General features: G+C 60.4%; 22 protein-coding genes and 5 tRNA genes. 9 read left to right on the top strand and 18 right to left on the bottom strand.

What is annotated here, in order from left to right; translation table 11 throughout:
* Positions 1 to 33: 33 nt before the first annotated feature.
* From ACVOL0_RS07550 to ACVOL0_RS07570, 5 genes are all read right to left on the bottom strand, one after another.
* The gene (locus tag ACVOL0_RS07550; protein ID WP_481548553.1) at positions 34 to 1,089 is read right to left on the bottom strand and encodes an NAD(P)-dependent alcohol dehydrogenase; all 1,056 of its coding nucleotides are present in this window, start codon (positions 1,087 to 1,089) and stop codon (positions 34 to 36) included.
* A gap of 223 nt (positions 1,090 to 1,312) precedes the next feature.
* Positions 1,313 to 2,713 carry a zinc-binding dehydrogenase gene (locus ACVOL0_RS07555; protein ID WP_481548554.1) on the bottom strand — a complete coding sequence of 467 codons (1,401 nt, stop codon included), beginning with the start codon at positions 2,711 to 2,713 and terminating at the stop codon, positions 1,313 to 1,315.
* A 136-nt stretch (positions 2,714 to 2,849) separates the two neighbouring features.
* Positions 2,850 to 3,749: an AraC family transcriptional regulator gene (locus ACVOL0_RS07560; protein ID WP_481548555.1), complete on the bottom strand. Its 900-nt coding sequence runs from the start codon at positions 3,747 to 3,749 to the stop codon at positions 2,850 to 2,852.
* A 189-nt stretch (positions 3,750 to 3,938) separates the two neighbouring features.
* On the bottom strand, positions 3,939 to 4,235 hold the full coding sequence (locus ACVOL0_RS07565; protein ID WP_481548556.1) for a hypothetical protein: 297 nt from the start codon (positions 4,233 to 4,235) through the stop codon (positions 3,939 to 3,941).
* 361 nt (positions 4,236 to 4,596) lie between these two features.
* Complete coding sequence (locus tag ACVOL0_RS07570) at positions 4,597 to 4,791, bottom strand: hypothetical protein (protein ID WP_481548572.1); 195 nt, start codon at positions 4,789 to 4,791, stop codon at positions 4,597 to 4,599.
* Between ACVOL0_RS07570 and ACVOL0_RS07575 the strand changes: the two genes are divergently transcribed.
* On the top strand, positions 4,750 to 5,427 hold the full coding sequence (locus tag ACVOL0_RS07575; RefSeq protein ID WP_481548557.1) for a response regulator: 678 nt from the start codon (positions 4,750 to 4,752) through the stop codon (positions 5,425 to 5,427). The two genes, ACVOL0_RS07570 and ACVOL0_RS07575, sit on opposite strands and share 42 nt — an antisense overlap.
* Before the next feature lie 259 nt (positions 5,428 to 5,686).
* Positions 5,687 to 5,863: a hypothetical protein gene (locus tag ACVOL0_RS07580; protein WP_481548558.1), complete on the top strand. Its 177-nt coding sequence runs from the start codon at positions 5,687 to 5,689 to the stop codon at positions 5,861 to 5,863.
* A gap of 49 nt (positions 5,864 to 5,912) precedes the next feature.
* On the opposite strand, the gene ACVOL0_RS07585 is transcribed toward ACVOL0_RS07580, so the two are convergent.
* The 3 genes from ACVOL0_RS07585 to ACVOL0_RS07595 all read right to left on the bottom strand — a co-directional run bounded on the left by ACVOL0_RS07585 (position 5,913) and on the right by ACVOL0_RS07595 (position 8,493).
* On the bottom strand, positions 5,913 to 6,608 hold the full coding sequence (locus tag ACVOL0_RS07585) for a response regulator (protein ID WP_481548559.1): 696 nt from the start codon (positions 6,606 to 6,608) through the stop codon (positions 5,913 to 5,915).
* 255 nt (positions 6,609 to 6,863) lie between these two features.
* Positions 6,864 to 7,025 carry a hypothetical protein gene (locus ACVOL0_RS07590; RefSeq protein WP_481548560.1) on the bottom strand — a complete coding sequence of 54 codons (162 nt, stop codon included), beginning with the start codon at positions 7,023 to 7,025 and terminating at the stop codon, positions 6,864 to 6,866.
* Between the two features lie 148 nt (positions 7,026 to 7,173).
* Positions 7,174 to 8,493, bottom strand: a complete 1,320-nt coding sequence (locus ACVOL0_RS07595; RefSeq protein WP_481548561.1) for an EAL domain-containing response regulator — start codon at positions 8,491 to 8,493, stop codon at positions 7,174 to 7,176.
* A 102-nt stretch (positions 8,494 to 8,595) separates the two neighbouring features.
* Here ACVOL0_RS07595 and ACVOL0_RS07600 point away from each other — a divergent pair, with 102 nt between their 5' ends.
* The 6 genes from ACVOL0_RS07600 (at position 8,596) to ACVOL0_RS07625 (ending at position 13,499) form a co-directional block, all read left to right on the top strand.
* Positions 8,596 to 11,616 carry an ATP-binding protein gene (locus ACVOL0_RS07600; protein ID WP_481548562.1) on the top strand — a complete coding sequence of 1,007 codons (3,021 nt, stop codon included), beginning with the start codon at positions 8,596 to 8,598 and terminating at the stop codon, positions 11,614 to 11,616.
* 895 nt (positions 11,617 to 12,511) lie between these two features.
* Positions 12,512 to 12,587: transfer RNA gene (locus ACVOL0_RS07605), tRNA-Ala, on the top strand.
* A 51-nt stretch (positions 12,588 to 12,638) separates the two neighbouring features.
* A tRNA-Glu gene (locus ACVOL0_RS07610) sits at positions 12,639 to 12,714 on the top strand.
* A 134-nt stretch (positions 12,715 to 12,848) separates the two neighbouring features.
* Positions 12,849 to 12,924 (top strand) — tRNA-Ala (locus tag ACVOL0_RS07615).
* 51 nt (positions 12,925 to 12,975) lie between these two features.
* Positions 12,976 to 13,051, top strand: a tRNA-Glu gene (locus tag ACVOL0_RS07620).
* Between the two features lie 178 nt (positions 13,052 to 13,229).
* Positions 13,230 to 13,499, top strand: a complete 270-nt coding sequence (locus tag ACVOL0_RS07625) for a hypothetical protein (protein ID WP_481548563.1) — start codon at positions 13,230 to 13,232, stop codon at positions 13,497 to 13,499.
* A gap of 300 nt (positions 13,500 to 13,799) precedes the next feature.
* On the opposite strand, the gene ACVOL0_RS07630 is transcribed toward ACVOL0_RS07625, so the two are convergent.
* Positions 13,800 to 13,886: transfer RNA gene (locus ACVOL0_RS07630), tRNA-Leu, on the bottom strand.
* A gap of 122 nt (positions 13,887 to 14,008) precedes the next feature.
* Here ACVOL0_RS07630 and ACVOL0_RS07635 point away from each other — a divergent pair.
* Positions 14,009 to 14,377: a response regulator gene (locus tag ACVOL0_RS07635; protein WP_481548564.1), complete on the top strand. Its 369-nt coding sequence runs from the start codon at positions 14,009 to 14,011 to the stop codon at positions 14,375 to 14,377.
* Between the two features lie 149 nt (positions 14,378 to 14,526).
* Here the strand turns inward: ACVOL0_RS07635 and ACVOL0_RS07640 are convergent, their stop codons facing one another.
* From ACVOL0_RS07640 to ACVOL0_RS07680, 9 genes are all read right to left on the bottom strand, one after another.
* Positions 14,527 to 16,902, bottom strand: coding sequence for a Tex family protein (locus ACVOL0_RS07640; RefSeq protein WP_481548570.1), 2,376 nt, complete (start codon positions 16,900 to 16,902; stop codon positions 14,527 to 14,529).
* Positions 16,903 to 17,016: 114 nt separating this feature from the next.
* Positions 17,017 to 17,232 carry a hypothetical protein gene (locus tag ACVOL0_RS07645; protein WP_282266272.1) on the bottom strand — a complete coding sequence of 72 codons (216 nt, stop codon included), beginning with the start codon at positions 17,230 to 17,232 and terminating at the stop codon, positions 17,017 to 17,019.
* A gap of 125 nt (positions 17,233 to 17,357) precedes the next feature.
* Complete coding sequence (locus tag ACVOL0_RS07650; protein ID WP_481548571.1) at positions 17,358 to 17,792, bottom strand: hypothetical protein; 435 nt, start codon at positions 17,790 to 17,792, stop codon at positions 17,358 to 17,360.
* 55 nt (positions 17,793 to 17,847) lie between these two features.
* Entirely contained in the window at positions 17,848 to 18,222 is a 375-nt protein-coding gene (locus ACVOL0_RS07655) for a YfeK family protein (protein WP_481548565.1), read from the bottom strand.
* A complete protein-coding gene (locus tag ACVOL0_RS07660; RefSeq protein WP_481548566.1) occupies positions 18,219 to 19,286 on the bottom strand; it encodes a class III poly(R)-hydroxyalkanoic acid synthase subunit PhaC in 1,068 nt (355 codons plus the stop codon). Before ACVOL0_RS07660 ends, ACVOL0_RS07655 begins: the two co-directional genes overlap by 4 nt.
* Positions 19,283 to 20,440 carry a class III poly(R)-hydroxyalkanoic acid synthase subunit PhaE gene (gene phaE, locus ACVOL0_RS07665; protein WP_481548567.1) on the bottom strand — a complete coding sequence of 386 codons (1,158 nt, stop codon included), beginning with the start codon at positions 20,438 to 20,440 and terminating at the stop codon, positions 19,283 to 19,285. Before phaE ends, ACVOL0_RS07660 begins: the two co-directional genes overlap by 4 nt.
* A gap of 54 nt (positions 20,441 to 20,494) precedes the next feature.
* Entirely contained in the window at positions 20,495 to 21,109 is a 615-nt protein-coding gene (locus ACVOL0_RS07670; protein WP_296246528.1) for a CDP-alcohol phosphatidyltransferase family protein, read from the bottom strand.
* 197 nt (positions 21,110 to 21,306) lie between these two features.
* Complete coding sequence (locus ACVOL0_RS07675; RefSeq protein ID WP_481548568.1) at positions 21,307 to 21,795, bottom strand: NUDIX hydrolase; 489 nt, start codon at positions 21,793 to 21,795, stop codon at positions 21,307 to 21,309.
* A 54-nt stretch (positions 21,796 to 21,849) separates the two neighbouring features.
* Positions 21,850 to 22,356: a DUF1249 domain-containing protein gene (locus tag ACVOL0_RS07680; RefSeq protein WP_481548569.1), complete on the bottom strand. Its 507-nt coding sequence runs from the start codon at positions 22,354 to 22,356 to the stop codon at positions 21,850 to 21,852.
* Positions 22,357 to 22,489: the final 133 nt, after the last annotated feature.

Genomic DNA, 22,489 nt, shown 5'->3' on the forward strand with positions numbered 1-22,489 from the left:
GCAGGCCAGCGCGTGCCACTTGGTAGGGGGAGGTCAGCCTTCGCTGGACAAACTGGCGTTGTCAATCACAAAGCGGTACTTGATGTCACCTTTGAGCATGCGCTCGTAGGCGTGGTTGATCTCCTCGGCAGCGATCAGCTCGATGTCCGCAACGATCTGGTGCTTGGCACAGAAATCCAGCATCTCCTGGGTTTCCGGGATGCCCCCGATCAAGGAGCCGGCCAGGGTGCGGCGCTTCATGATCAGGTTGAACACATTGGGGGACGGATGCGGCGTCGCTGGTGCACCCACCAGTACCATCGCGCCATCACGCTTGAGCAAAGCAAGGAAGGCGTCGAGGTCATGCGGTGCGGCCACGGTATTGACGATCAAATCGAACTGATTGGATTTGGCAGCCATCGCGGTGGCATCACGCGACACCACTACTTCATCCGCGCCCAATGCCAATGCCGCCTCACGCTTGGACTCGGAAGTGGTGAAGGCAATGACATGTGCTCCCATCGCATGGGCAATCTTGATACCCATATGGCCCAGACCGCCAATACCGACCACGCCTACCGTCTTGCCTGGGCCGGCATTCCAATGCCGCAGCGGCGAATAAGTGGTGATACCAGCACACAGCAGTGGCGCTACGGCAGCCAACTGTGCTTCCGGATGGCTGATGCGCAATACATAGCGTTCATGAACCACGATCTCCTGTGAGTACCCACCCAGCGTCCAGCCGGGCGCGTCCGCAGTCGCACCGTTATAGGTGCCGATCATGCCGTCACAGTAGTTCTCCAGGCCGGCTTCGCAGTCGTCGCACTGCTTGCAGCTGTCCACGATGCAGCCCACGCCAACCAGGTCGCCGGGCTTGAAGCCGCTGACATGTGCGCCAACTGCGGCAACCCTGCCGACAATCTCATGGCCGGGAACACAGGGAAACTGCGTGCCAGCCCATTCGGAACGAACCTGGTGCAGATCGGAGTGGCAGATGCCGCAATATGCGATGTCGATCTGCACATCGTGCACGCCGGGTGAGCGACGGTTGATATCCATCGATTCCAGCGGCTTGTCGGCGGCATGGGCGCCATAGGCTTTGACAGACATGGGAACTCCGGCGGTGGTTGGGGAAGCCGCCATTGTCCTCCGGTATGACTCGACTTGTAAGGCAATCAGCCCTTCCGGCCTCGTTCGGCTGAATCCGTCGATTGGGGACACCAATGACTGGTTGGCTTATTGCTGTAAACGGCGTGTGAAGGCAACTTCACACGCGCAGCAACACTTCCAGGTACACCTCAGCCCACACCCAGCCTTGCCCATCTGCCCCCCATCAGCTGTCGAAATCAGTGACGACAACGCGAGCAATCGCGCCATCCTTCAATGACTCGAAACCTTCGTTGATCTGCGAGAGCGCGATTGTCTTCGATACCAACCCCTGGAGGTTGAAACGCCCAGCCAGCGCCATCTCCGCATAGAAGGGAATGTCACGCTTCAGGTTTGACGAGCCCATATAGACCGTCTCAATCCGGTTCTGGTTGAGCTGAAGACTGAGGGCATCAAGATCGATGGTCGTCGCTCCCGCGCCAATACCCACCAGATACAAGCCCCCGCCCTTGGCCAGCATCTGCAGGCCCTGCTCGATCACCATGCGGATGCCGACGAAGTCGAATACATGGTCCGCCCCGGTTGGGATCAGTGCTTTTACTGCTTGCACCGGGTCGACCTGGCTGGAATTGATCACATCGGTCGCACCAAAGCTTCTGGCCCGGTCAAGCTTTCCATCCGCCACGTCAATTGCAATGATCCGCGACGCACCCGCAAGTACCGCGCCGCCAATGCCGCTCAGTCCAACGCCGCCGGCACCGATCACGATCACAGTCTGCCCATGCTGCACATTGGCTGTATTGAGCACGGCCCCTGCCCCGGTGAGCACACCGCAGCCCAGTAGCGCAGCCTGCTCGAAGGGCAGTGTTTCCGGCACGCGCACTATCTGGTTTTCATGGGCCAGAACCTGCGCGGCAAACCCGCCCAGTCCATATCCTTGATTGATCACACTCCCGTCCTTGGCACGCAAGCGCGCCGGTTCTGCTTCGCCGCGCAATGTCGCTTCCGGGTGCAGGCATCCATGGGTATGCCCGGAAAGGCATTGCACGCACTTGCCACAGAACTGGATCAGGCTGGCAACGACATGGTCGCCGATAGCGAACTCGGTCACCGCGTCACCAATACCCACTACAAGCCCGGCGACCTCATGCCCAAGCACCACTGGCGCCGCGTAGCCAATGCCAGCATTGGCTACTGTCAGATCGCTGTGACATAGCCCCGATGCCCTGACCTCGATAAGCACTTCTCGGCCGATAGGCTGGTCCAGCTCGATGTCGTGCACGTCGAAACCACCACCCACTGAACTGACGACGGATGCCTTCATTGACCTGCGCTCCAGTTGGAATTGCTTTATGTAGTGAACAAGGCAACGGCGATGCTCGCGATCAGGATCACGCCAGCGGCCGCGGCTTCCGGTGACGGCCAGGATCGATTTGCCACCACCAGGTGGCACCCTGCTTACTCCAACTTGTAAATGCCGGGTCAGGTCGATGCCTCGGTGCAGTATCCGGCGCATACGAGCTATTTGATGGACCACAAGCCTTGGCCAAGCCATCAATTGCGCAGCGCCAGCATCGCTGCGGGGCCAACGGACACCGCCGGCCGCCCCACCAATGCGCCACTGCATGACCAACACCAGATCAGCACATCAAGCGGAAGCTTAGGAGCCCAAGGCATGGAACCGGTAGCCTGATATCAGCAGATTCTTGCCTGTTCCTCGCACCAACCTGGACCGCGACGCCCTGTCCAAGGGATGCAGCTCTTCACTCCAACGGGCCAGTCCGCAGAATGCTTTCACGAAACTCCCGCGCGTCGCGTGATGGGGGCACTCCAAACAGTTTCTTGTACTCACGACTGAACTGGGATGGGCTTTCATAGCCCACCGAAAAGGCGATACCCGCTGTGTTTTGCTGCTGCGCCGCCAGACGTCGTCGCGCTTCGTGCAGGCGCAGACGCTTCTGGTATTGCAAGGGGCTCATGCCCGTTACGGCCTTGAAGTGCCGGTGCAGTGAGGAAAGGCTCATGCCCACGCTCCTTGCCAACACCTCCACCCGCAGCGGCCGCGCGTACTCGTGCCGTAGATGCTTGATCGCGCTGCTGATCCGCGACAGGCGGCTGTCGGACAACGCCAACTGCCTGAGCATCCCCGCTTGCTCGCCGAGCAACAGTCGGTACATTACCTCGCGCTCGAAAAGGGGCGCGAGCATTGCTATGTCACCCGGCCGCGCAAGCAAACGCACCAAGCGAGTGAGGGGATCGAGCAACGTACATCCAAGTGTCCCTACCGCCATGCCAACCGATGGCGAGAGGTCACGCAACTGTTCGCCCATATCCAGCAGCACAGTTGCCAGGATTGCCGAATCCAGGCTCAAGGCGACCCCCAGGAATGGCTGGACGGGGCTGGCTTGGCAGATTTCGCCGACGATCGGCAGGTCAACCGAGCTCACTGCATAGCTCGATGCCGGCAGCTCGATGATCTCCCCGCCCAAGGTCATACGTAAGCGGCCCTGGGCTACCACCAGCAGCCAAGCGCCATAGACAGATTCCGAGGCGGCACTGACCTGCTCCGAACGCATCAGTGACATGCGCGGAACGGCAGTAGGCGTAAAGCCGGCATCGCCATGCCGGGCAATTGCTTCCTGCAGTTCGATCAACGAGGCCATCCGCCGAGCCTAGCCAACACGCAATGAAATGGAATGACCGAAACCCACATTCGCCCGCGGCAGGAAACATCACCGTGGTCATCTGTTTGATTCAACACCAACACAACCGAGCGAACACGACTTGCCAGCGAATGCTGGCAAATGAATCCAGGCGCGTATCTTCCCGCTGCTCCCCAGGCCCGGCCGTGCTTACTTCAACGCCGATTTCCCCTTGCTGTGATGCCGACGCACCAGCTCTTCAAGGTAGATGTCCAATGCGGCCCTGGCGTCCTCGGAGGTGTCCTTGTGCTTCATGGCCCAATTCAGGCGGTCCATCAATACTGGATCACGGCACTCATCCAGACTGCTTTCATCCCACTGCCGGGCCTTGCGATAGCGTTTGGCGCGCTCAGCCTGCGATAGGGGCGTCGCATACAGCCGCGGGCGTCCACGGCGTTTTTCTGGCGTGGGCGCAGTTTCAGTCACCGCTATTTGATCGTCCACCATGGTCCTTCCCAACAAAATTGCAGCCCATATTAAAGTGATACATCACTTATTGCCCGAACATTCGTCACTGGCCGCGCACACTCAGCGATAACCGGTGAATGCTCAGGTAGCGTGCGGTCATTTCCGCTCTTGAATCCGTCGTTTCTGACTCGCCAGACCTCCGTCAGAGCTTCCCCACACGCCGCAGCACAGGCAGAGCGGTGGCACCCGATACCCCGCCAGACCAAAGCGCAAGGATCGCTACGCCTAAAGATGACAATGCGACGTGAGCGGACTGATTGCAGCAGTAAACGGCAGTCCCCATCGCTGGCAGATCAGACATGTCCTATGCAACCGTCGCGCTGAATAGGACTCGCAGTGCTTACTTTGCCATCACCGCGCCAATAAAGTAGCCACAGGCGTAGAGCAAATCACAACATCCTTGCTCCTTCACGCCATTCGCCAGCCATCTGCGGCGTAGCCAGCCTGCTGTAAAGAAGTTTCTTTCCCCTTCAACAATTGAAGCCGATCCGCCATGAAGCCACTCAGCCTCCGCGTTGTACTTGCGGATGATCACTCAGCCGTGCGAGCCGGCCTTCAGTACGCGCTCACAGCCGCCGGCACAATCACCGTTACGGGCTCCGCGCGTGACTCGACCGAGCTCATGGATGTACTTGCGCGCTGCCCCTGCGACGTCCTCATTTCCGACTACTCCATGCCCGGCGGACGCTATGGTGACGGTATTGCATTGTTCAAACTGGTAAAGAAGCGCTATCCGTCGATCAAGATCGTAGTACTCACCATGCTGGAGAACGCCGGCATCGTGCATTCGCTATTGACCTTGGGCATTTCCTGCATCCTGAGCAAGTCCGATTCGCTCAATCACCTGATGCCCGCTGTCCACGGTGCATTCGCCAACGGCCGCTACCTTTCACCGACCATCACCGAAGCCGCCGGCAGCGTCACTTCTGGCAGCTCCGCTATACAGACGCTGACGACCCGCGAGCTTGAGGTCATCCGCTTCTTTGTCTCAGGCTTGACGGTCAATGAGATTGCCGAGCGCTTGAGTCGCAGCAAGAAAACCATCAGTACCCAGAAAGGTGCCGCAATGCTGAAGCTTGGCTTGAAGCGTGATGTCGACCTGTTGAGGTATGGCATTGAATCCGGCCTGGCGGACGCCGATGGCAGCCCTTCCATCGCCCGCGCGTCATAGCCAACGCAGTTGGCATTTCGCAGGATTTTCTTCGCGGCTCGATACCGACAACAACTGCAACTCTATCGCCGTTGCCCGCCTGAGCGGCATTTCCGAAATCCCAGGGTCAGCCAAAAAGCAAGATGTCTTGGCCTTATTGGGACAGGTCCTATGGCTGCACCAGACCGCTTGACACAACATGGGCAAATTCCCTGTGCAGCGCCAATGTGGCGCTCACGTGCGCACTTTGCTTTCAAACTGCGGCTGAGAACATACAAAGATGGACAAAAAAACCGCAGACGTCAGACGGCTGCTGATCAGTTTCGCCCGACTATCCACTCTCCAGAAGAATCAGTTCCTGGAGACACTCAACTTGTTCATGTACGCCTCGCCACAACGCAGGCGAAAAATCATGCTGCACTGGGAGTCTGGCAAGGCCGGGCTGGATGTCGAATGACACGGCCAGGCCCACAGCGAAACCGCACAGCGGCTCGCTGTCGAATGCTTCAGCCTTCACCTGCCTCGGTCGTGGCGGAGTTGCCACCTGAGGAGGTAACCAGCCCGTTCTCCATTGCATAACGCAGCAGGTCAACGTCTTTTTCGATGGACAATTTCTCCATCGCGCTGGCCTTCTGCGTGCTTATGGTTTTCTTGCTGCGATGCAGACGCTCGGCAATTTCATTGACCGTCAAGCCCGAAGCATAGAGCCGCACCACTTCCGACTCGCGGATGCTCAGTACGCCCGCAGGGTTGCGGCTACGCCTGTTGAGCTCGATTCCCTGCACCACCTTTTCGATGGTTGGTGAGTAGTACTTCCCGCCACTCTGCGCTGCATGGACTGCAGGTACCAGATGGGTCAAGGCATCCGACTTGCTGACGATGCAGGTCACCCCTTGTGCCAGCAACGTGTGCAATACAGCTGGATTATCAAGCATGGTGAGCACTACCAGCTTTACCTGCGGGTAGCGCCTGGCGATCATTCCGAAAAGCGTAATTCCGTCGCCAAAATCACCAGCCGGCATTGCATAGTCAGACACCACGACATCGCAGGCCACGCCACCGAGCAGCGCCATCAGTTCAGTGGAATCGGCCGCCGTCCCGACAAGCTCAAGAGTCCGGACTGATGACAACTCATACTTCACCCCAGCGATCATGCCCGGGTGATCATCAGCCAAGACCACTCTGATCTTGAAACCGCTCATGGCAAGGCTCTCCGTGAAGTGCGCCGGCAGCTGGCCAATCCAGGCTGAGGAGGTATCTCCTACCCTGCGAGGCACTTCAGGACAGAATCTATGTCACATCGCGTCCAAAGACAAAGACTTCTGAACAGAAAGGATGCGATTTGCTGCATTGCGGTTTGCCTGCCTACAGGTAAGTAACTGCCCTGTTGGCCAAACGTACCGGACCCTGAGCCGACCACGTCATTGCCGCATTTCCGCCAAGGCTATACCACGGCTTCAGATGCTGTACTTTCCGGATGCCATGGAAAGCTGAAAACTGGCGCGCAGACGCAGCTCCATGGCCCGCTTCAGCCGACATTGCCAGCAGCCGGCGCGCATGCTGTTTCGGCGCCCCACCACGGCGACCAGTGCCGCATGGCGCCGCCCGAAGCGCTCCATACGAATTCCCTCAGCCACGCGGCCAAGGGGTATGCATCGTGGCTACCGTCTCCGGCGGCGGCGACAGTCACTGCAGGGGAGTTCAACGACGAGGTAGCAGTGGCTTTGTCGCTGCGCTGGGCCCAGGGGTTTCCAGCGCCACTTCCGGTCAGTCCTGCTCGGCCATGTACCGAACATAGTCAGCCTTGGACATCGCTCGGCCGTGCAGGTAACCCTGGGTTGTATGACAGCCAAGGCTGCGCACCATATCCAGATCCATATAGGTTTCCACCCCCTCGACGACGACGGTGGCAACCATCTGTCGCGCCATGGCAATGGTGCTGGCAAGCAGGCAGCGTGCATGAGCATGGTCGCGCGCCTCCACCAGCATGCTGCGATTTATCTTCAGTTCGTTGAAAGGCACCTGCATGAGGCGGTCCAACGAGGAGTCGCCGCTGCCGAAGTCATCAATTGCGCAGTTGAACCCGCGCAGCCGCAGCTGGGTTACCGCGCCGGCCAATGCGGGATTGCATCGTTCGCCGCCATCCTCGGTAATCTCGATAACCACCCGGCTGGGATCGACACCCGCGTGGTAGGCATGGTCGGCAACGGATTGCGCCCAATGCACACCGGTCGCTACACGCGCCGGGACGTTCACGGCCATCAGCAGGCTTGAGCCGGCCCCCTCATGGGCTATGCAATCGAACGCGCAGGACAGCATATAGCTGGTGAGCGACTCCAGCAGCCCCTCACGTTCGATAGCCGGCAGGAAATCAGCCGGTGCCAGCACCGAGCCATCCGCTCTGTGCCAACGCGCCAATACCTCGGCACCGCGTAACACGCCGGTGACGGCGCAATGCTGCGGTTGGAAATACGCCTGTATCTGCTGCTCGAGCAACGCACTGCGCAGCTCATCGCAGGAGAAGTCCTGCGCACGAGGCGTACCGCACGACAATGCCTGATGGTTGATGCCCGACTGCTCTATCGATGCTGCAATGATCTGCCTGATCTGCTCTGCCTTCAGCGGCTTGCGCAGCGCAGCAACCACGGCCAGGCCCCGGTGAGCGGCATAGGCCGAGGCGGCGTTCAAGATCCGGCTCGGCTGGCTGCTCACGATGGCCAACCGAGCGGTGCGGCAATGCTCGGCCAGCAGATCGATCACCTGCAGGCCGGTAAGGTCGACGATGTCCAGATCGAGCACCACCAGATCCCAGGCGCGATCGCGCAGCGCAGCCACGGCGCGGGCTCCGTCCAGGGCTGAAGTGACTTCAGACACCCCTGATTGACGCAACACTTTGACCATCGGAAGATGCTGCAGTTCATTGGCATCTACCACCAGCGCATTCTGGATCATCCGGGCTTCCGGTCGTGGTGATACAAATTGGGCAAGAGCGTTCATGGGTGGTGCCTCCACGCCAGGAGCGGCGGTATCAGGGAAGGGGCTGTTTTTGATGAGGTTATTGTTCCAGCGCACCCGTCCGGTCGACATCGGCCCAGTCCGAATATTCACCCTGAAACCATCAGACAACGCCTCGGATTCAGGCTTTTCTCCACATCAATGGGCAGCAGCCAAACGCGAGTGGAATCTCAAATGGCGTCCGATACAGGCACTGCGAAGGAACCTGGCAGCTCCCATGCGCCTGCCAGAGACAATGCGCTGAAACTGCTGAGCCGACACCAGCGGGGCTTGCTCTATGTCGGCGGCATCGTCACGACGCTGATCCTGGGCGCGGTGACCGCGGTGGTCATCCACTCGCAGATCCGGGATTTCATTGCCGAAAGACACGCCGACTACACCAGCCGCCGTGTGGCACTGCAATCCTTCTTCGCAGTACGCGAAGGTGCAATGCGCGTGACCACCGCGCAGGAAGAGTACGCATGGGAATCCCGGCGGGAGCCTGATGCCGAGCTTGTGCGCCGGTTCGCCGACGGCCGTGGCCGGATGACACTGCAGCGCTCGGCCAACTCACCACATGTGCTGGTTCTTGCCGACACGGACCGTGGACAGCCGCTGGAGAGCTTCGCTCCCTACCTGAAGCTGGCTGATGAAGTCAGCCATCAGGCCGGCACCTTCGCCCGCGCATTGACAGCATCGATCTATTTTTCCAACCCTGACCGCACCTTCCTGGGCGCGGGACCTCTGCCTGACCGCAACCTGCTTGCCACCTACTCCAAAGAATCCACCGCCGCCCTCATCCATCGACTGTGTCCCGATCAATCGCCACCACCGGGTACCAATGACCAGCGGCCAACAACCGCAGGACCGCAGTGGCTACCTGTTGCGAATGATCCGCTCACCGGGCGTGCATCTTTGCTGTTGCGTCAGCAGGCCTTTGCCGACGCACAGCCATTTGCAGTGTTCATCGCGTCCTACCCCATCGAGGTGGTCGCAGATTCCCTCAGCTCAACACAGGCCGATGAGTTCTGGGCGATCACCAATGGCCAAGGCGACTTGTTCCTGGGCGCCCAGCAGCCCGACGCCCGCCAGGTTGCCAAGTTACCGCTCCACCATTGGGCAACCGCAGCAGCCACGGACAAGCGCGATCAGCTCATGCGTATGGATGGGCGTTTTGTCGCCACGAACCCCATCTCCACTGCCAACACCGGCTGGCAGCTGATCCATACCTTCTCATGGCGAACCGTTCTCTCCGCTTTGTGGCCCACACTGCTGTTTTACGCAGCCGCCATGCTGCTCGCGATAGGCTTCGTGTGGGCGGTACTACTTGTGATTGAACGCAAGGTCTTTCGCCCCGGCTACGTGCGTTCCGAACGCATCGTCGAAAGCGAAAACCTCAACAGGACAATGGTCGAAACCGCGCCTTTCGGCCAAGCGCTTCTGTTGTTGTCGACCGGAGAGGTGTTGCTGAAGAACGCCGTCATGGCCACCTACGCTGCAGCCACACCCGATGCAGCACTGCCTTTGCATCTTGGCTTTCTCAACGCATTCCATGCACATGACCCGGCCACCATCGCTTCGCCGGGCGTCGAGCTGAGCCTGCAGACACGCGACGGCAACCAATGCGCCGTGCTGCTGAGTGTCGTCCCCACCAAATACCAGGGAAAGGATGTGTTGTTGTGCAACTTCACCGACATCACCCTCCGCAAGAAAGTTGAGCAGGAGCTGGAGAACGCCCGCGCTGCATCCCAGGCAGCGAACGAAGCCAAGTCGTCTTTCCTGGCCATCATGAGCCACGAGATCCGTACGCCACTGAATGCCATCATGGGCAATCTTGAGCTGCTGGCGCGTACTAGCTTGAGTACAGAACAAAGCAGTCGCCTACACGCTGTTACCTCATCTTCTTCTGCGCTGTTGAACATCATCAATGACATTCTGGACTTCTCCAAGGTCGAGTCCGGGCAGATGACGATAGAGTCGATACCATTCGACCTTGGCGAAGTCGCACAACAATGCTTCGAAATGTTCACTCCCATGGCCGATGCCAAAGGACTCGGGATCGACCTCATCATCGATGACAGCCTGCATCAACGTTATCTGGGTGACCCAAACCGCATCCGCCAGATCATCTTCAATCTGATCAGCAACGCAATCAAGTTCACCGAGTCTGGCGACGTACTGCTCGAAGTCTACCTTCAGGACGACAAAATCGCCGACTCGGCGATCGTACTTGGCGTGAGCGACACCGGCATCGGCATGACTGCTGCCCAGCAGGCGTCGTTGTTCACCACGTTCTCCCAGGGCGACGCCACCATAGCGCGCCGTTACGGCGGCACCGGGCTTGGGCTCGCACTTTGCAAGCGGTTGGCGGAGCTGATGCAAGGCAGCATCAGGGTAAAAAGCGCTCCTGGCAGTGGCAGCACCTTTATTGTCACTCTGCCATTGCCTGCGGCAAGCCCTGCCATGGCCCATGAGCACTCGCCGCCAAGCACCGCTACTACGAAAGAGCACATTCCCCTGCATGTTCTGGTGGTCGACGACCATCCTGCCAATCGAAAGCTGCTGCAATTGCAGCTGGAGGCGTTGGGCTGCAGCGCTACTACATTTGAAGACTGCGACGCGGCGATGGCCACCTTCAGCAGCCAATGCTACGACGTGATCCTGACCGATCTGAACATGCCGGGCATGGATGGTTTCACATTCTCGAACTGCCTACGCAAGCGTGGGGTAACCACTCCCATCATTGCGGTTACAGCGCACGCCTCAGACCGCGACAGGTTGCGTAGCAGGGAGGCCGGCATCGATACCATCCTGATAAAACCCGTTCTCCTGGACGCATTGCGCGCGACGCTAGGATCGCTTGACGAGCGCTCGCTTCCCCAGCATGACGTGCACGAGCAATGGAATATGGCCACCGGAACGCTCCCTCCGGAAGTTCATCTCCCCCTGGCGACATCACTGGAGGACTCCATGCTTGCCATCAAGCAGGCGCTTCAGACCAAGATGGCGAACAGCGCCGACCAACAGGCGGATATCATTGGACGTCACCTGCATTCGCTTCGTGGCGCGTTCGCCTTTATCCACGAAAGCGCCATCGCACAAAGCGCGGCGGCAATGGAGACACTTCTGGAGCAACGAGCGCTGGGCGAACTGGAGGAGGCGTTGGTTGCCTTTCATGCCGCGGCCCGGGCAGCACTTGCACGCAGGCACCAATAGGCGCTTTTCAAACCGCGGTGAAGCATAGGCATTCGACCGGAAGTTCCTGCAGATGAGGTTGATGCACGCACTTTCATCGACTGGCACTTTGAGTGAGCTTCGGTCGTCGGTATTCCCGCAGCGCAACCGATTGTGAAGCACCTCCACAGCGCCACTGTCTTCCAGCAAACCAGAGCTCCCATAGCACTGCCTCACCACGCACATGCCGACTGGATGGCTGAAGCAGACCCGCAAGCCGGCCTCACTCCTGCCAAACTCCACACGCAAGGCTACTTACAAGCTTGCTGAACCTTGTTGTCCCACAAGCTGGACAGTGCGAAATCCCTTCTAAGCCCAGCCTTGGCATAAGCCCGATCCCGCCCTTGGCGCGCCTTCTGGCAAGCACTCACCTTCGGAACAGCGCCATCACGCCCGCGATGGCGCCTTCGGCCTTGCGCGCGGGGCTGTGCATCTTGTTGCAGCTTTCGGCGTATGTCCTCCAGATGCTTGACCGTCTGCACATCCATCGGATCTGGCGCGACTGTCCAGCGCTTCAGCTCAACCCCCTCGCACGGCAGCGACTGATAGGAATGGCCTCTTGCGTCGCCACATTTGTAGGCTGTCGCGCCCTCGCCCCCAGACAAAAGGCAGCCCAGCACGACATATGAAAGAAGCGGCACGTCAACACCCCCAAACCAAGCAGATCCGGGTCCACGTTGACAGTTGCACCGGCCCCAGGCTGCCGGTGCTCAACCCGGCCTGGGGTCGGCCTTGCCCTCTGCAGGACCGAAAGACAGGTCGCAAGCTCTTTCAGCCCAATCTCACTGGACGAAGAAATTTCTTCACAAATCGCTTGCGGGAAATGTGAAGCCCCGCTATTATTTCTTTCTCGGCAACGACGTAACAACGTTTCACCGGGGCCATAGCTCAGCTGGGAGAGCGCCTGCATGGCATGCAGGAGGTCAGCGGTTCGATCCCGCTTGGCTCCACCAAATCCAAACATTAGGCCGTTTGGATTGTCGACAATTTGATGAGTATAACGCGTCCCCATCGTCTAGAGGCCTAGGACATCACCCTTTCACGGTGGCGACCGGGGTTCGAATCCCCGTGGGGACGCCATTCATCAGGTACAAACGGACCCAGCCGTATCGGGTCTTTTTTTATCGAAGCAATCTTCCCAAGAGATTGCACGGAAGAAGAAAAAGCTTCCAATTTGATAAAAAACCGTTATTATAACGGGCTGGCAACAACGTGGGGCCATAGCTCAGCTGGGAGAGCGCCTGCATGGCATGCAGGAGGTCAGCGGTTCGATCCCGCTTGGCTCCACCAATTCAGGCCTTAGGCCGCCTGAATCTACAACTTGAGATTTGAAGAATACGCGTCCCCATCGTCTAGAGGCCTAGGACATCACCCTTTCACGGTGGCGACCGGGGTTCGAATCCCCGTGGGGACGCCATTTCTAAAAAGCTCCGAGCAATCGGGGCTTTTTTCTTGCCCTGTATTTACGGCAATGCCGCCCCGCCCTTGCTGGCGCAAAAGCAATCAACCGCCCATCAAGCCATGATCGACAGGCAACCACGCCGGTCGGCATACTGAGATGCTGGACGCGACCAGCAAGCGGCAAGGATAGTTCAATGAACATGAAAGCACTTGCCATTCTGCTTGCCGGAGCACTACTGACCTTCGCCGGGACCACACTGCACGCCAACCATCTCTTTGCCGAACGCTCGCAAGTGCCCGACGTGGCCAAGGGCGAGACCATCGAGTTCAAGGTAAAGGGGTCCGACCGCACGGTGTACATCACCCGCAACGATCAAGTTCAACACTGGTCGATTCTTGGCGCTGGGATTCTAATGTTCCTTCTGGGCGCAAAAGGCGGCGCCCTGAAGCGGAACCGCGCATAGCCCTGAGATTGGCAGCGTCAACGCAGGCAACACCGCCTTTTTGCGCGAGCGGCGCAAGCTGCGAAACCCACGCTTCAGCAGATAAGTGGCATCAAGTCCGCTGCCCCTGGACTGCAAGCTTAGCCACCTTCTCTGTTTCCGCATCGCAGCTGAAGTTTGAAGTACTGCGGGACAACTCCTGCCGAACATGGCTCGGCACTACATACCAGGGCTCTGCGGGAGAGTAATGCGATTCGCAAACCTGCAGTGCCTGACAAACTCCAGGCAAAGAAAAAGGCACCCAAGGGTGCCTGTTTTCTCTGGTGCCGAAGGGGGGACTCGAACCCCCACGCTTTTAAGGGCGGCGGATTTTGAATCCGCTGCGTCTACCGATTCCGCCACTTCGGCTGGCAGGAGCGGAATTATAGCGAAGCTTTGTGCACTTGGGCAGACCTTGGCTGAAAATATTTGTGTAATGCCTGTTTCGGCGACTGGCTATACTTCGACCGGTCCAGATACAGGGGAAAACGATGGGCTCGCTCGAAGGTACGAGGGTGCTGGTCGTGGAGAACGACGAGTTGAATGCCATGCTGCTGCAGATGCAGCTGGAGATGGAAGGCATGCTGGTGGGCGGCGTAGCTGCCACGGTGAGTGCTGCCCTGCAGATGATCGATGAACTGCAGCCCCAGCTCGTATTCCTGGACTATTGGCTGGCGTGCAATGAGAACAGCAGCCCGGTTGCTGAGCGCCTGAGGCAGCGCGGTATCCCGTTTCTGGTAGCCACCGGGATGGAAATCGACCAACTGCCTACAGTGTTCGATGCCGGCGTGAAGCTGTCCAAGCCCTATACCGGCAACGATCTCAGCCAGGCGCTGCAACGCGCACTTGCGCCGGCGTGAGCCTGCACTCTGCATTGCAGCTTTGTAGGAACGGCGTAAGCCGCGAAGCAGATGGATCGTCGGGCACTCCGCCGCCTGGAATTTCAGCATTACCAGCTTCGCGGCTGACACCGCTCCTACGAGATTGATGCGGTCCTGCGGCAGCTGGCTCAGCTGCCGCGCTTTGCCCTTGCGAATGCATCAGCCAGTGCGTTGTTGGCCGGAGCAGCCGACATTGCCGGTCGGCCGCCCGCATTGCCAGCATTGCGCTGACCGCGCTGATCCCGGTCGCGCCCACTGCCAGCAGCACGTCCCTGCCCTGCACCACGTTCGTCACGCTCGGGCTTTTTGGCGGGCGCCGGCGCATCTTCCAGCCGCCGGGTCAGTGCGATGCGCTTGCGCGGCACCTCGACCTCCAGGACTTTGACCTTGACGATGTCGCCGGCCTTGACCACATCGCGCGGGTCTTTGACGAAGGTGTCGGACAAGGCCGAGATATGGATCAGTCCGTCCTGGTGCACACCGATATCGACAAACGCACCGAACGCGGCAACGTTGCTGACCACGCCTTCAAGGATCATGCCCTCGCGCAGGTCCTTGATGTCCTCGATGCCTTCGGCGAAACGCGCTGCCTTGAATTCGGGACGCGGATCGCGGCCTGGCTTTTCCATCTCCTTGAGGATGTCGCGTACGGTCGGCACACCGAACTTGTCATCGGTGAATTGCTCGGCCTTCAGGCTGCGCAGGTAGCTGCCGTCGCCCAGCAGCGCCTTGATCGGCTTTGCAGCAGCAGCAACGATGCGCTGGACCACCGGGTATGCTTCCGGGTGAACCGCCGAGGCATCAAGCGGCTCGTCGCCATCGGCAATGCGCAGGAAACCGGCGCATTGTTCAAAGGTCTTGTCGCCAAGGCGCGGCACTTTCAGCAGGTCCTTGCGGCGCTTGAACGGACCGTTCTCATCGCGGTGACGGACAATGTTCTCGGCCACCGTCGATGACAAGCCTGATACACGCGTCAACAGTGCGGCCGAGGCGGTGTTGACGAACACGCCGACGGCATTGACGCAGTCCTCGACACGCGCATCCAGCGCCTTGGCCAAACGAAACTGATCCACGTCGTGCTGGTACTGGCCAACACCAATCGCCTTGGGCTCGATCTTGACAAGTTCGGCCAGTGGATCCTGCAGCCGACGTGCAATCGATACCGCGCCACGCAGCGAGACATCCAGTTCGGGGAATTCCTTGGCGGCAAACTCGGAGGCCGAATACACCGAGGCACCGGCCTCGCTAACCACCACCTTCTGCAGTTTGGGATTGGCACATGCGGCGATCGCCTCGCCTGCCAGCTTGTCGGTTTCACGACTGGCCGTACCGTTGCCGATCGCGATCAACTCGACGTTGTGCTTGATGCACAGCTGCTTGATCGTCTGCAGCGACTGCTCCCACTGCCGGCGTGGCTCATGCGGGTACACCGTATCGGTGGCCAGCAGCTTGCCGGTGGCATCGACGACGGCGATCTTGCAACCGGTGCGGATGCCCGGATCCAGTCCGAGCACAGCCTTCGGGCCTGCCGGCGCTGCCAGCATCAAGTCTTTCAAGTTGTCGCCGAACACCGCAATCGCCTCAGCCTCGGCTTTTTCGCGGGCCTGGTTGAACAGGTCCAGCAGCAGGTGCATGTGCAGCTTGGCGCGCCAGGTCAGCCGACAGGCATCCAACAACCAGCGGTCGGCCGGGCGCTCCTTGTTTGCGATGCCTGCGTTGAGCGCTACCCGACCTTCCGCATACTGGTGGCCGGCTTCGGCGTCGCTGCCCGGGTCCAGTTCGAGGAAGATGAACGCTTCGCGCCGCGCGCGGAACAAGGCCAGCAGGCGGTGCGAAGGAATCTTCGCCAATGCCTCGGCATGATCGAAATAGTCACGGTATTTGGCGCCTTCGGCCTCCTTGCCGTCGGCAACGCGGGCGCGGATGATGCCATTGCCAGCCAGCCAGTTGCGCAGCTCGCCAACCAGTGCCGCGTCTTCGCCCCAGCGCTCCATCAGGATGGCGCGCGCACCTTCCAGTGCGGCCTTGCTATCGGCGACGCCCTTTTCGGCATCGACGAAACCTGCGGCATAGGTCTGCGGGTCCAACATGGGATCGCCGAGCAGGCCATCGGCCAGCGGTTCCAGCCCCGCCTCGCGGGCAATCTGCGCGCGAGTACGGCGCTTCTGCTTATAGGGCAGATACAGATCTTCCAGACGCGACTTGGTATCGGCGCCCATGATCTGCTCACGCAGTACATCGGTCAGCTTGCCTTGTTCGTCGATACTGGACAGCACGGCGCGGCGGCGATCTTCGAGTTCGCGCAGGTAGGTCAAACGACTTTCGAGATTACGCAGCTGGGTATCATCCAGGCCGCCAGTCACTTCCTTGCGGTAGCGGGCGATGAACGGAACGCTGGCGCCCTCATCCAACAGCGCGATGGCCGCCTTGGTCTGAGTGGCTTGTGCGCCGATCTCGTCGGCGATTGTCTGCGCGATCTGCTGCGCGAGCTTGATGTCTTGCATTGCCGGTGCGGTAGCCACGGTGACGGAAGCTGCCATTCTGGCAATGCGCGCGCCCGGGGGAAAGCCGTTGACAGCACGCGCCGGACCTGCCGCCCGGCGCGCGCGCCTGAATACTCAGGCCAGATGCTGATACAGCCGTTGGCTGGCGACGTCGTCACGCAGGTCTTCCAGCACCATGACCCGCATCGAGCCCCTGCCGGAGACGTTCATCGTCCGTTCTACGTAAATTTCCGGGCCATGCTCGGTATCTGCGCGGGTTTTGCTGAAGCCGTACGGCAACACACCCTTATCGCCATCCTTGCTGCCACCGATATAAAGAACAATTGCCATGGTGGGTCGTGCTCCTGTTGGATCTGTAACAGGTGCAACGATACGTGGGGTGACGTTACAGAGATGTACATAAAAGGTTGTCGTTTGATGTCAGCGCTCAGCGCGCCGGCTTCAATGACTGCATTTCAGGTACGGCCGGGCCACCAACCACGACCATGCATGGCGTAGTAATCCGCCGCACGCTCGAACGGATTACGGACGCTCACACCGCCGCACAACAGGTAGACCGGCAGGAACAGCGGGCCAAGCACCAGGTACTGGAAAACATGCGCGCGCTCATGATCGCCCAAGCGCACGCGCGGATGTTCGCAACGACCCGCGCGATGTTCATAAGTCTGGCACAAACTATCCAGGTTATCGCCGGTGTGCAGGATCACCATGCCGAAGGTGATCGCCCCACCCGGCCCCCACGGCCAGCGCCGGAATACCAGCGCGTTTTCCCTGCGGCTCCAGTACAGGCGTGCGCCAGCGAGGCTGCCGAGCGCACCCACGATCAGGCCAATCAAGGTATTGGGCGAGGTCCAGACCCCGCCCAGAATACGCAACCACATCGGCGCCATTTCGAGCCGCATGAGACTCAGGCCTGCACTATTGATCTGGCGGCCAGCACGGACATCAGCGTGCCGGCGTACGCAGACGGCGCAGCTGCTGCAGGAACCACGCGGAGGCATCCTGCTCCGGCACACCGCTACAGGACACCTTGTAGGGCTTGCCGCTCATGCTGCTGCGGCTGGCGGCACGCTCGATGAACTGCTCACTGCTGTCGACCATGTCGCGCTTGAGCAGGTAGTCGTATTTGCGCTGCAGATGGCCCCGGGCCGCAGCTGCGTCATACCAGCTGCCATTGCGCTGAAAGCGGCAGCCGGAGCTTTCCAACGCCTGCATCAAGCCGCTGATCTCGCGCTGGGTTGCCGCACTTGGGGCCGCACTTGCCGGCAAAGCGATCAGAGCCAAAATTGCGGCGAGCAGAAAATTGCAGATCAGCTTCATGCGCGTTTACTCAACCAGTCGTTGATGGCACCGGGCACTTCACGCTGCGCGCGCCCGGAAACATAGATACCGATGTGGCCACCGCGGAAACCGAGCTCGGTGTAATCCGCGCTGCCGACTTGGCCCTGCATGGCCTTGGATGCAGCCGGCGGTACGAGGTGGTCCTGCTCGGCGTAGATGTTGAGGATAGGCATCTGTACCTGGGCCAGATCGACCGTTTCCTCGCCGATGCGGATGCTGCCACTCATCAGGCCATTGGCCTGATAGAACTGCTTGACGAACTGCCGGAAGGTTTCACCTGCCAGATCCGGGGAATCAAAGATCCACTTCTCCATGCGCAGGAAGTCTTCCAGGGCCTGCTTGTCGTCGAGGATGTCCATCAAGCCCACGTATTTCTGCACGTTCAAGCGGAACGGCTTGAGCATGAGGTAGCTGGCATTCATCAGGTCGGCCGGGATATTGCCCAGGGTATCGACGAACAGGTCCACATCGACGTGCCGCGCCCAATGCGAGAGCATGTTGTCCGCAGTATGGAAGTCGACCGGCGTCACCATGCTGATCAGGTTCTGCACCTTGTGTGGGCGCAGCGCGCTGTAACACAAAGCGAACACGCCGCCCTGGCAGATACCGAGCAGGTTGACCGGCGCGCCATCGCGCTGTGCACGCAGGTGATCCACCGCACCGTCGATGTAGCGCAGCAGATAGTCTTCCAGGGTGAGGAAGCGTTCGGAGCGATCCGGGTAGCCCCAGTCCAGCACATACACGTCCTGACCCAGCGCCAGCAGCTTCTGCACCAGCGAGCGGCCGTCCTGCAGATCAACCATATAGGGCCGGTTGACCAGCGCATAGACGATCAACAACGGCGGTTTGCTGGCATCGGCCTGATCGCTGACGAAGCGGTACAACTTGACCTTGCCGTCACTCCACACTTCCTGGCGCTCGGTGACGCCATAGTCCACGTCTTCGACACCGGGCAACAGCTTCAGGCCATCGACCAGCTTGCGTTGCCACTGCAGGGTTTCCTGCAGCAGGTCATCGTTGCCAAAACCCAGTGGGCCCTTCATTTGCCACTCCTGCGACGGGCCGGTGCGGACTTCGGTTTGCTGGCAACCACTGCCTTCTTGGCTGCCGGCTTCCTGGCGGCTGGCTTGTTCGCCGTGGTCTTCTTCGGCGCAGCCTTCTGCACGGTTTTTTTCACAGCCTTCCTGGTGATTTTCTTCGACGCTTTCGTCGCCGCCCGTTGTGGCGCCGGCTTCGCTGGCTTGGCAGCTTTTTTTCCTGCCGATGGCTTTGCCGATTCATCCGCCGGCGCGGACTGCGCTGGCACGCTGGCCTGCTGGGCGACCGCCATCAAGCGCCGCACCTGCCGTTCCAACTCGGCGATGCGCCGATGCGCCGCGTCCATCTCCGTGCGGGTAGGCACGCCCATCGCGTCGCAGGCACGTTCCAGTTCACTCTGCGACGCTGCGCGCAGACGCATCTGGGCATTGGCCAGCTCACCATAGATGCGCTGGAAATCTTCGGAAAGCGCCACCTTGGCATATGCTTCTTCGGCGGCATCGATCCACAGATCGAACATCGCCCGCGCACTGGTCAGCTGGCTACCGGGCACCTCATGCTCGGCCAGCTTGGCCTCGAAACGTTTGAAGGCATCATCCAGGACGCTGCGGATCGTATCCACATAGGCTTCGGCGCGCGCCTGGTAGTCCTGCTGGATCTTGAGCAAGGCCTGCCAGCGCGCCTGATGCTCACGGGCTGGACCGAATGCCGGTGCATTCAACCAATCGCCGCCGCCAAAGCCACTTTGTGCGGCCTTGGCGAACTCGCGCAGCCAGGGTTGATCGTTCAGAGCATTGCCGCCGCGTGCAGCGCCCAGCATCCACTGCAGCAGATCCTCGCCCTGCCCCGCCTGCACGGCCTCGCGCCAGGCACCGGCAACTTCCGCTGCCGAGGTGTCACGGCCGGCAAAACGTGCGGCCACCTGCTGCATCATGCCCAGCCAGTCGCCGGCCTGATGCTGGAAACGGGCACCCAGCGCCTGCACTTCCGGGGGCGTATCGGTACTGACCAGGCGGGTCCATTGGGCGATGCTTTCAGCCCATGGGAAATCGCCGCCCGCAGCTGGGCCCTGGCCCTGCATGGCCTGTGACCATGCCTCCCAGGCAGCGCGCATGCTGGCCTCGAAATCCGCGTTGTCGTTGTTGCCTGCCGCCGCCATTGCCTTACTCCCGGGATGCCCGGTGATGATAGCAATGCGACCGCCCGACCGGCGTCAGGGCTTGGGAATCCGCAGCGTCTTGCTGATCATCAGCGAGCCGGAGAGTGCAAACAGCAGCACCAGCGGATGCAGCTGCCACGGGCCCAGCTGCCAGCTGCCACCCCACAGCGCCGGGCCGATCGCATTGAAATGGGCCGCCAAGGCCAACACGATGACCAGCGCCAGACTGGTCGGAATCGGCGTGCCTTCGAAGTACGGCACCTTGTCGGACTCACCGGCGATCTCCTCGGCGGTGACGTTGTAACGGGCCAGGCGGCTGACGCCGCAGCAGACGAAGTAACTCAGGATCAGCCAGTCCCAGCCACCCTGCATACCGCAGGCATAGGCCAAGGCGGCCGGTGCTACGCCAAAGGAGATAATGTCGGCCAGCGAATCCAGCTCGCGCCCCAGCGTGGACGAGGACTGGCGCCAGCGCGCAACCCGGCCATCCAGCGCATCGAAGATAAACGCCAGCGGGATCAAGGCCATGCCGAACATCAGGAAACCGCGCTCACCGTCCTGCAGAAAGCGCATCGCCGCGAACACCGCACCGGTGCCGCAGAACGCGTTGCCGAGAGTGAACCAATCCGCAAGCTGGAACTCACGGAGCATCGAGAAATGGCGTTTCATGGGAGCTCACGGTACATGGACAGCAACAGGGTACCGCGAGCACCTGAACAGTGGACAGTACCCGCGCCTGGCCAGCTTCCCCGGCGTGCGACACGCCAGCGCTGGACCCGGGCACGTTCGCGTCCGGATCACGCCATCGGCCTCGAAGCCAGTGCTGCTCGCCGGAGCGGGCTACATGACACCACTCCAACAAACCATTACAAGCGCGTGTAACTCCAGGACTGCATGCGCCCGTCGCGGTAAGACATTACGCCATGGAACGGGCGCGGGTCCGCGTCGAACACCAATGGCAGGAAGTGGCGGTCGCCCTCCCACAGCGGCAGCGATTCCAGCTGGTCCACTGCAACCCATTCCAGCGTGCCCTCCCGGTTAACCTCCATCGGCGTGCCGGTGTAATCGTCGATGACGAAGATGAAAGCGAACCAGTCCTCGCCATTCTTGCCAAAGCCCGGCCAGCTGATGCTGCCGCGCAGGCGCGTCGTACCGCACTCGATGCCGGCCTCCTCGCGGATCTCGCGATGCATGCAAGCGAGGATGTCTTCGTCGGCCTCCATCTTGCCGCCCAGCCCGTTGTACTTGCCCAGGTGCATGTCACCGGGCCGGGTGTTGCGGTGGATCATCAAGGCCTTGCTGCCATCGGCAGACAGCACATAGCCGAGCGTGGCCATAATCGGGGTGTACGGCATAGCGACAACCGGAACCAAGGGGGCGTGCAGTATGACCGATGAACAGCTCGCGCCTCAGCCCGGCAGTACATCCATGCGTCGCAGTGGCACCACGGTCTCGTCAGCCCGCCGCAGCGTAGCCACGCCGTGGCCGCGTTCGGCCAGATATTCCAGCCATTTCCCAAGGAAAGTGTTCATGCGCATGCGGTGGCTGATCAGCGCTTCCGGCGGCGGGTACATGCCCATCACGTCCTGCCAGCGCCGGCCCACGTAGCAATGCGTGGTTTCGGCCTGGCGCGCATCGCGGTACAGCCGCACGAACGCCGAAGGGTCGGGCTCGCCGGTGACCGGATCGCACAGGTCATAGGTCATCCGCAGTTCCACCGTGTAGCGGTGGCATTCGATCACGTCCAGACGTAGATCCAGGCCGTCGCCAATGCAGGAGAGGTGACTGCCTACATGCAGCCGGTCCGGTGCGAACAGCCGCATCAAGTGATCGTGGTTTTCCGCATACAAGCCCATCAACCAGCCGAGACGGCTGAGTCTGGGGATGCGATCAATGCGGGAAAGTGCGCCTGCCATGAAGCCGATCCTACACGCCGCGGCGTGCAAGTGGCATCACCGGTAGTGCCGAGCCATGCTCGGCAAAGGCTTTACCCAGGAACCCACCTGTTGTGCCTAGCCATGCTCGGCAGGGGCGTTACCGATAGAGCCC

The organism is Stenotrophomonas sp. STEN021, assembly GCF_056760175.1.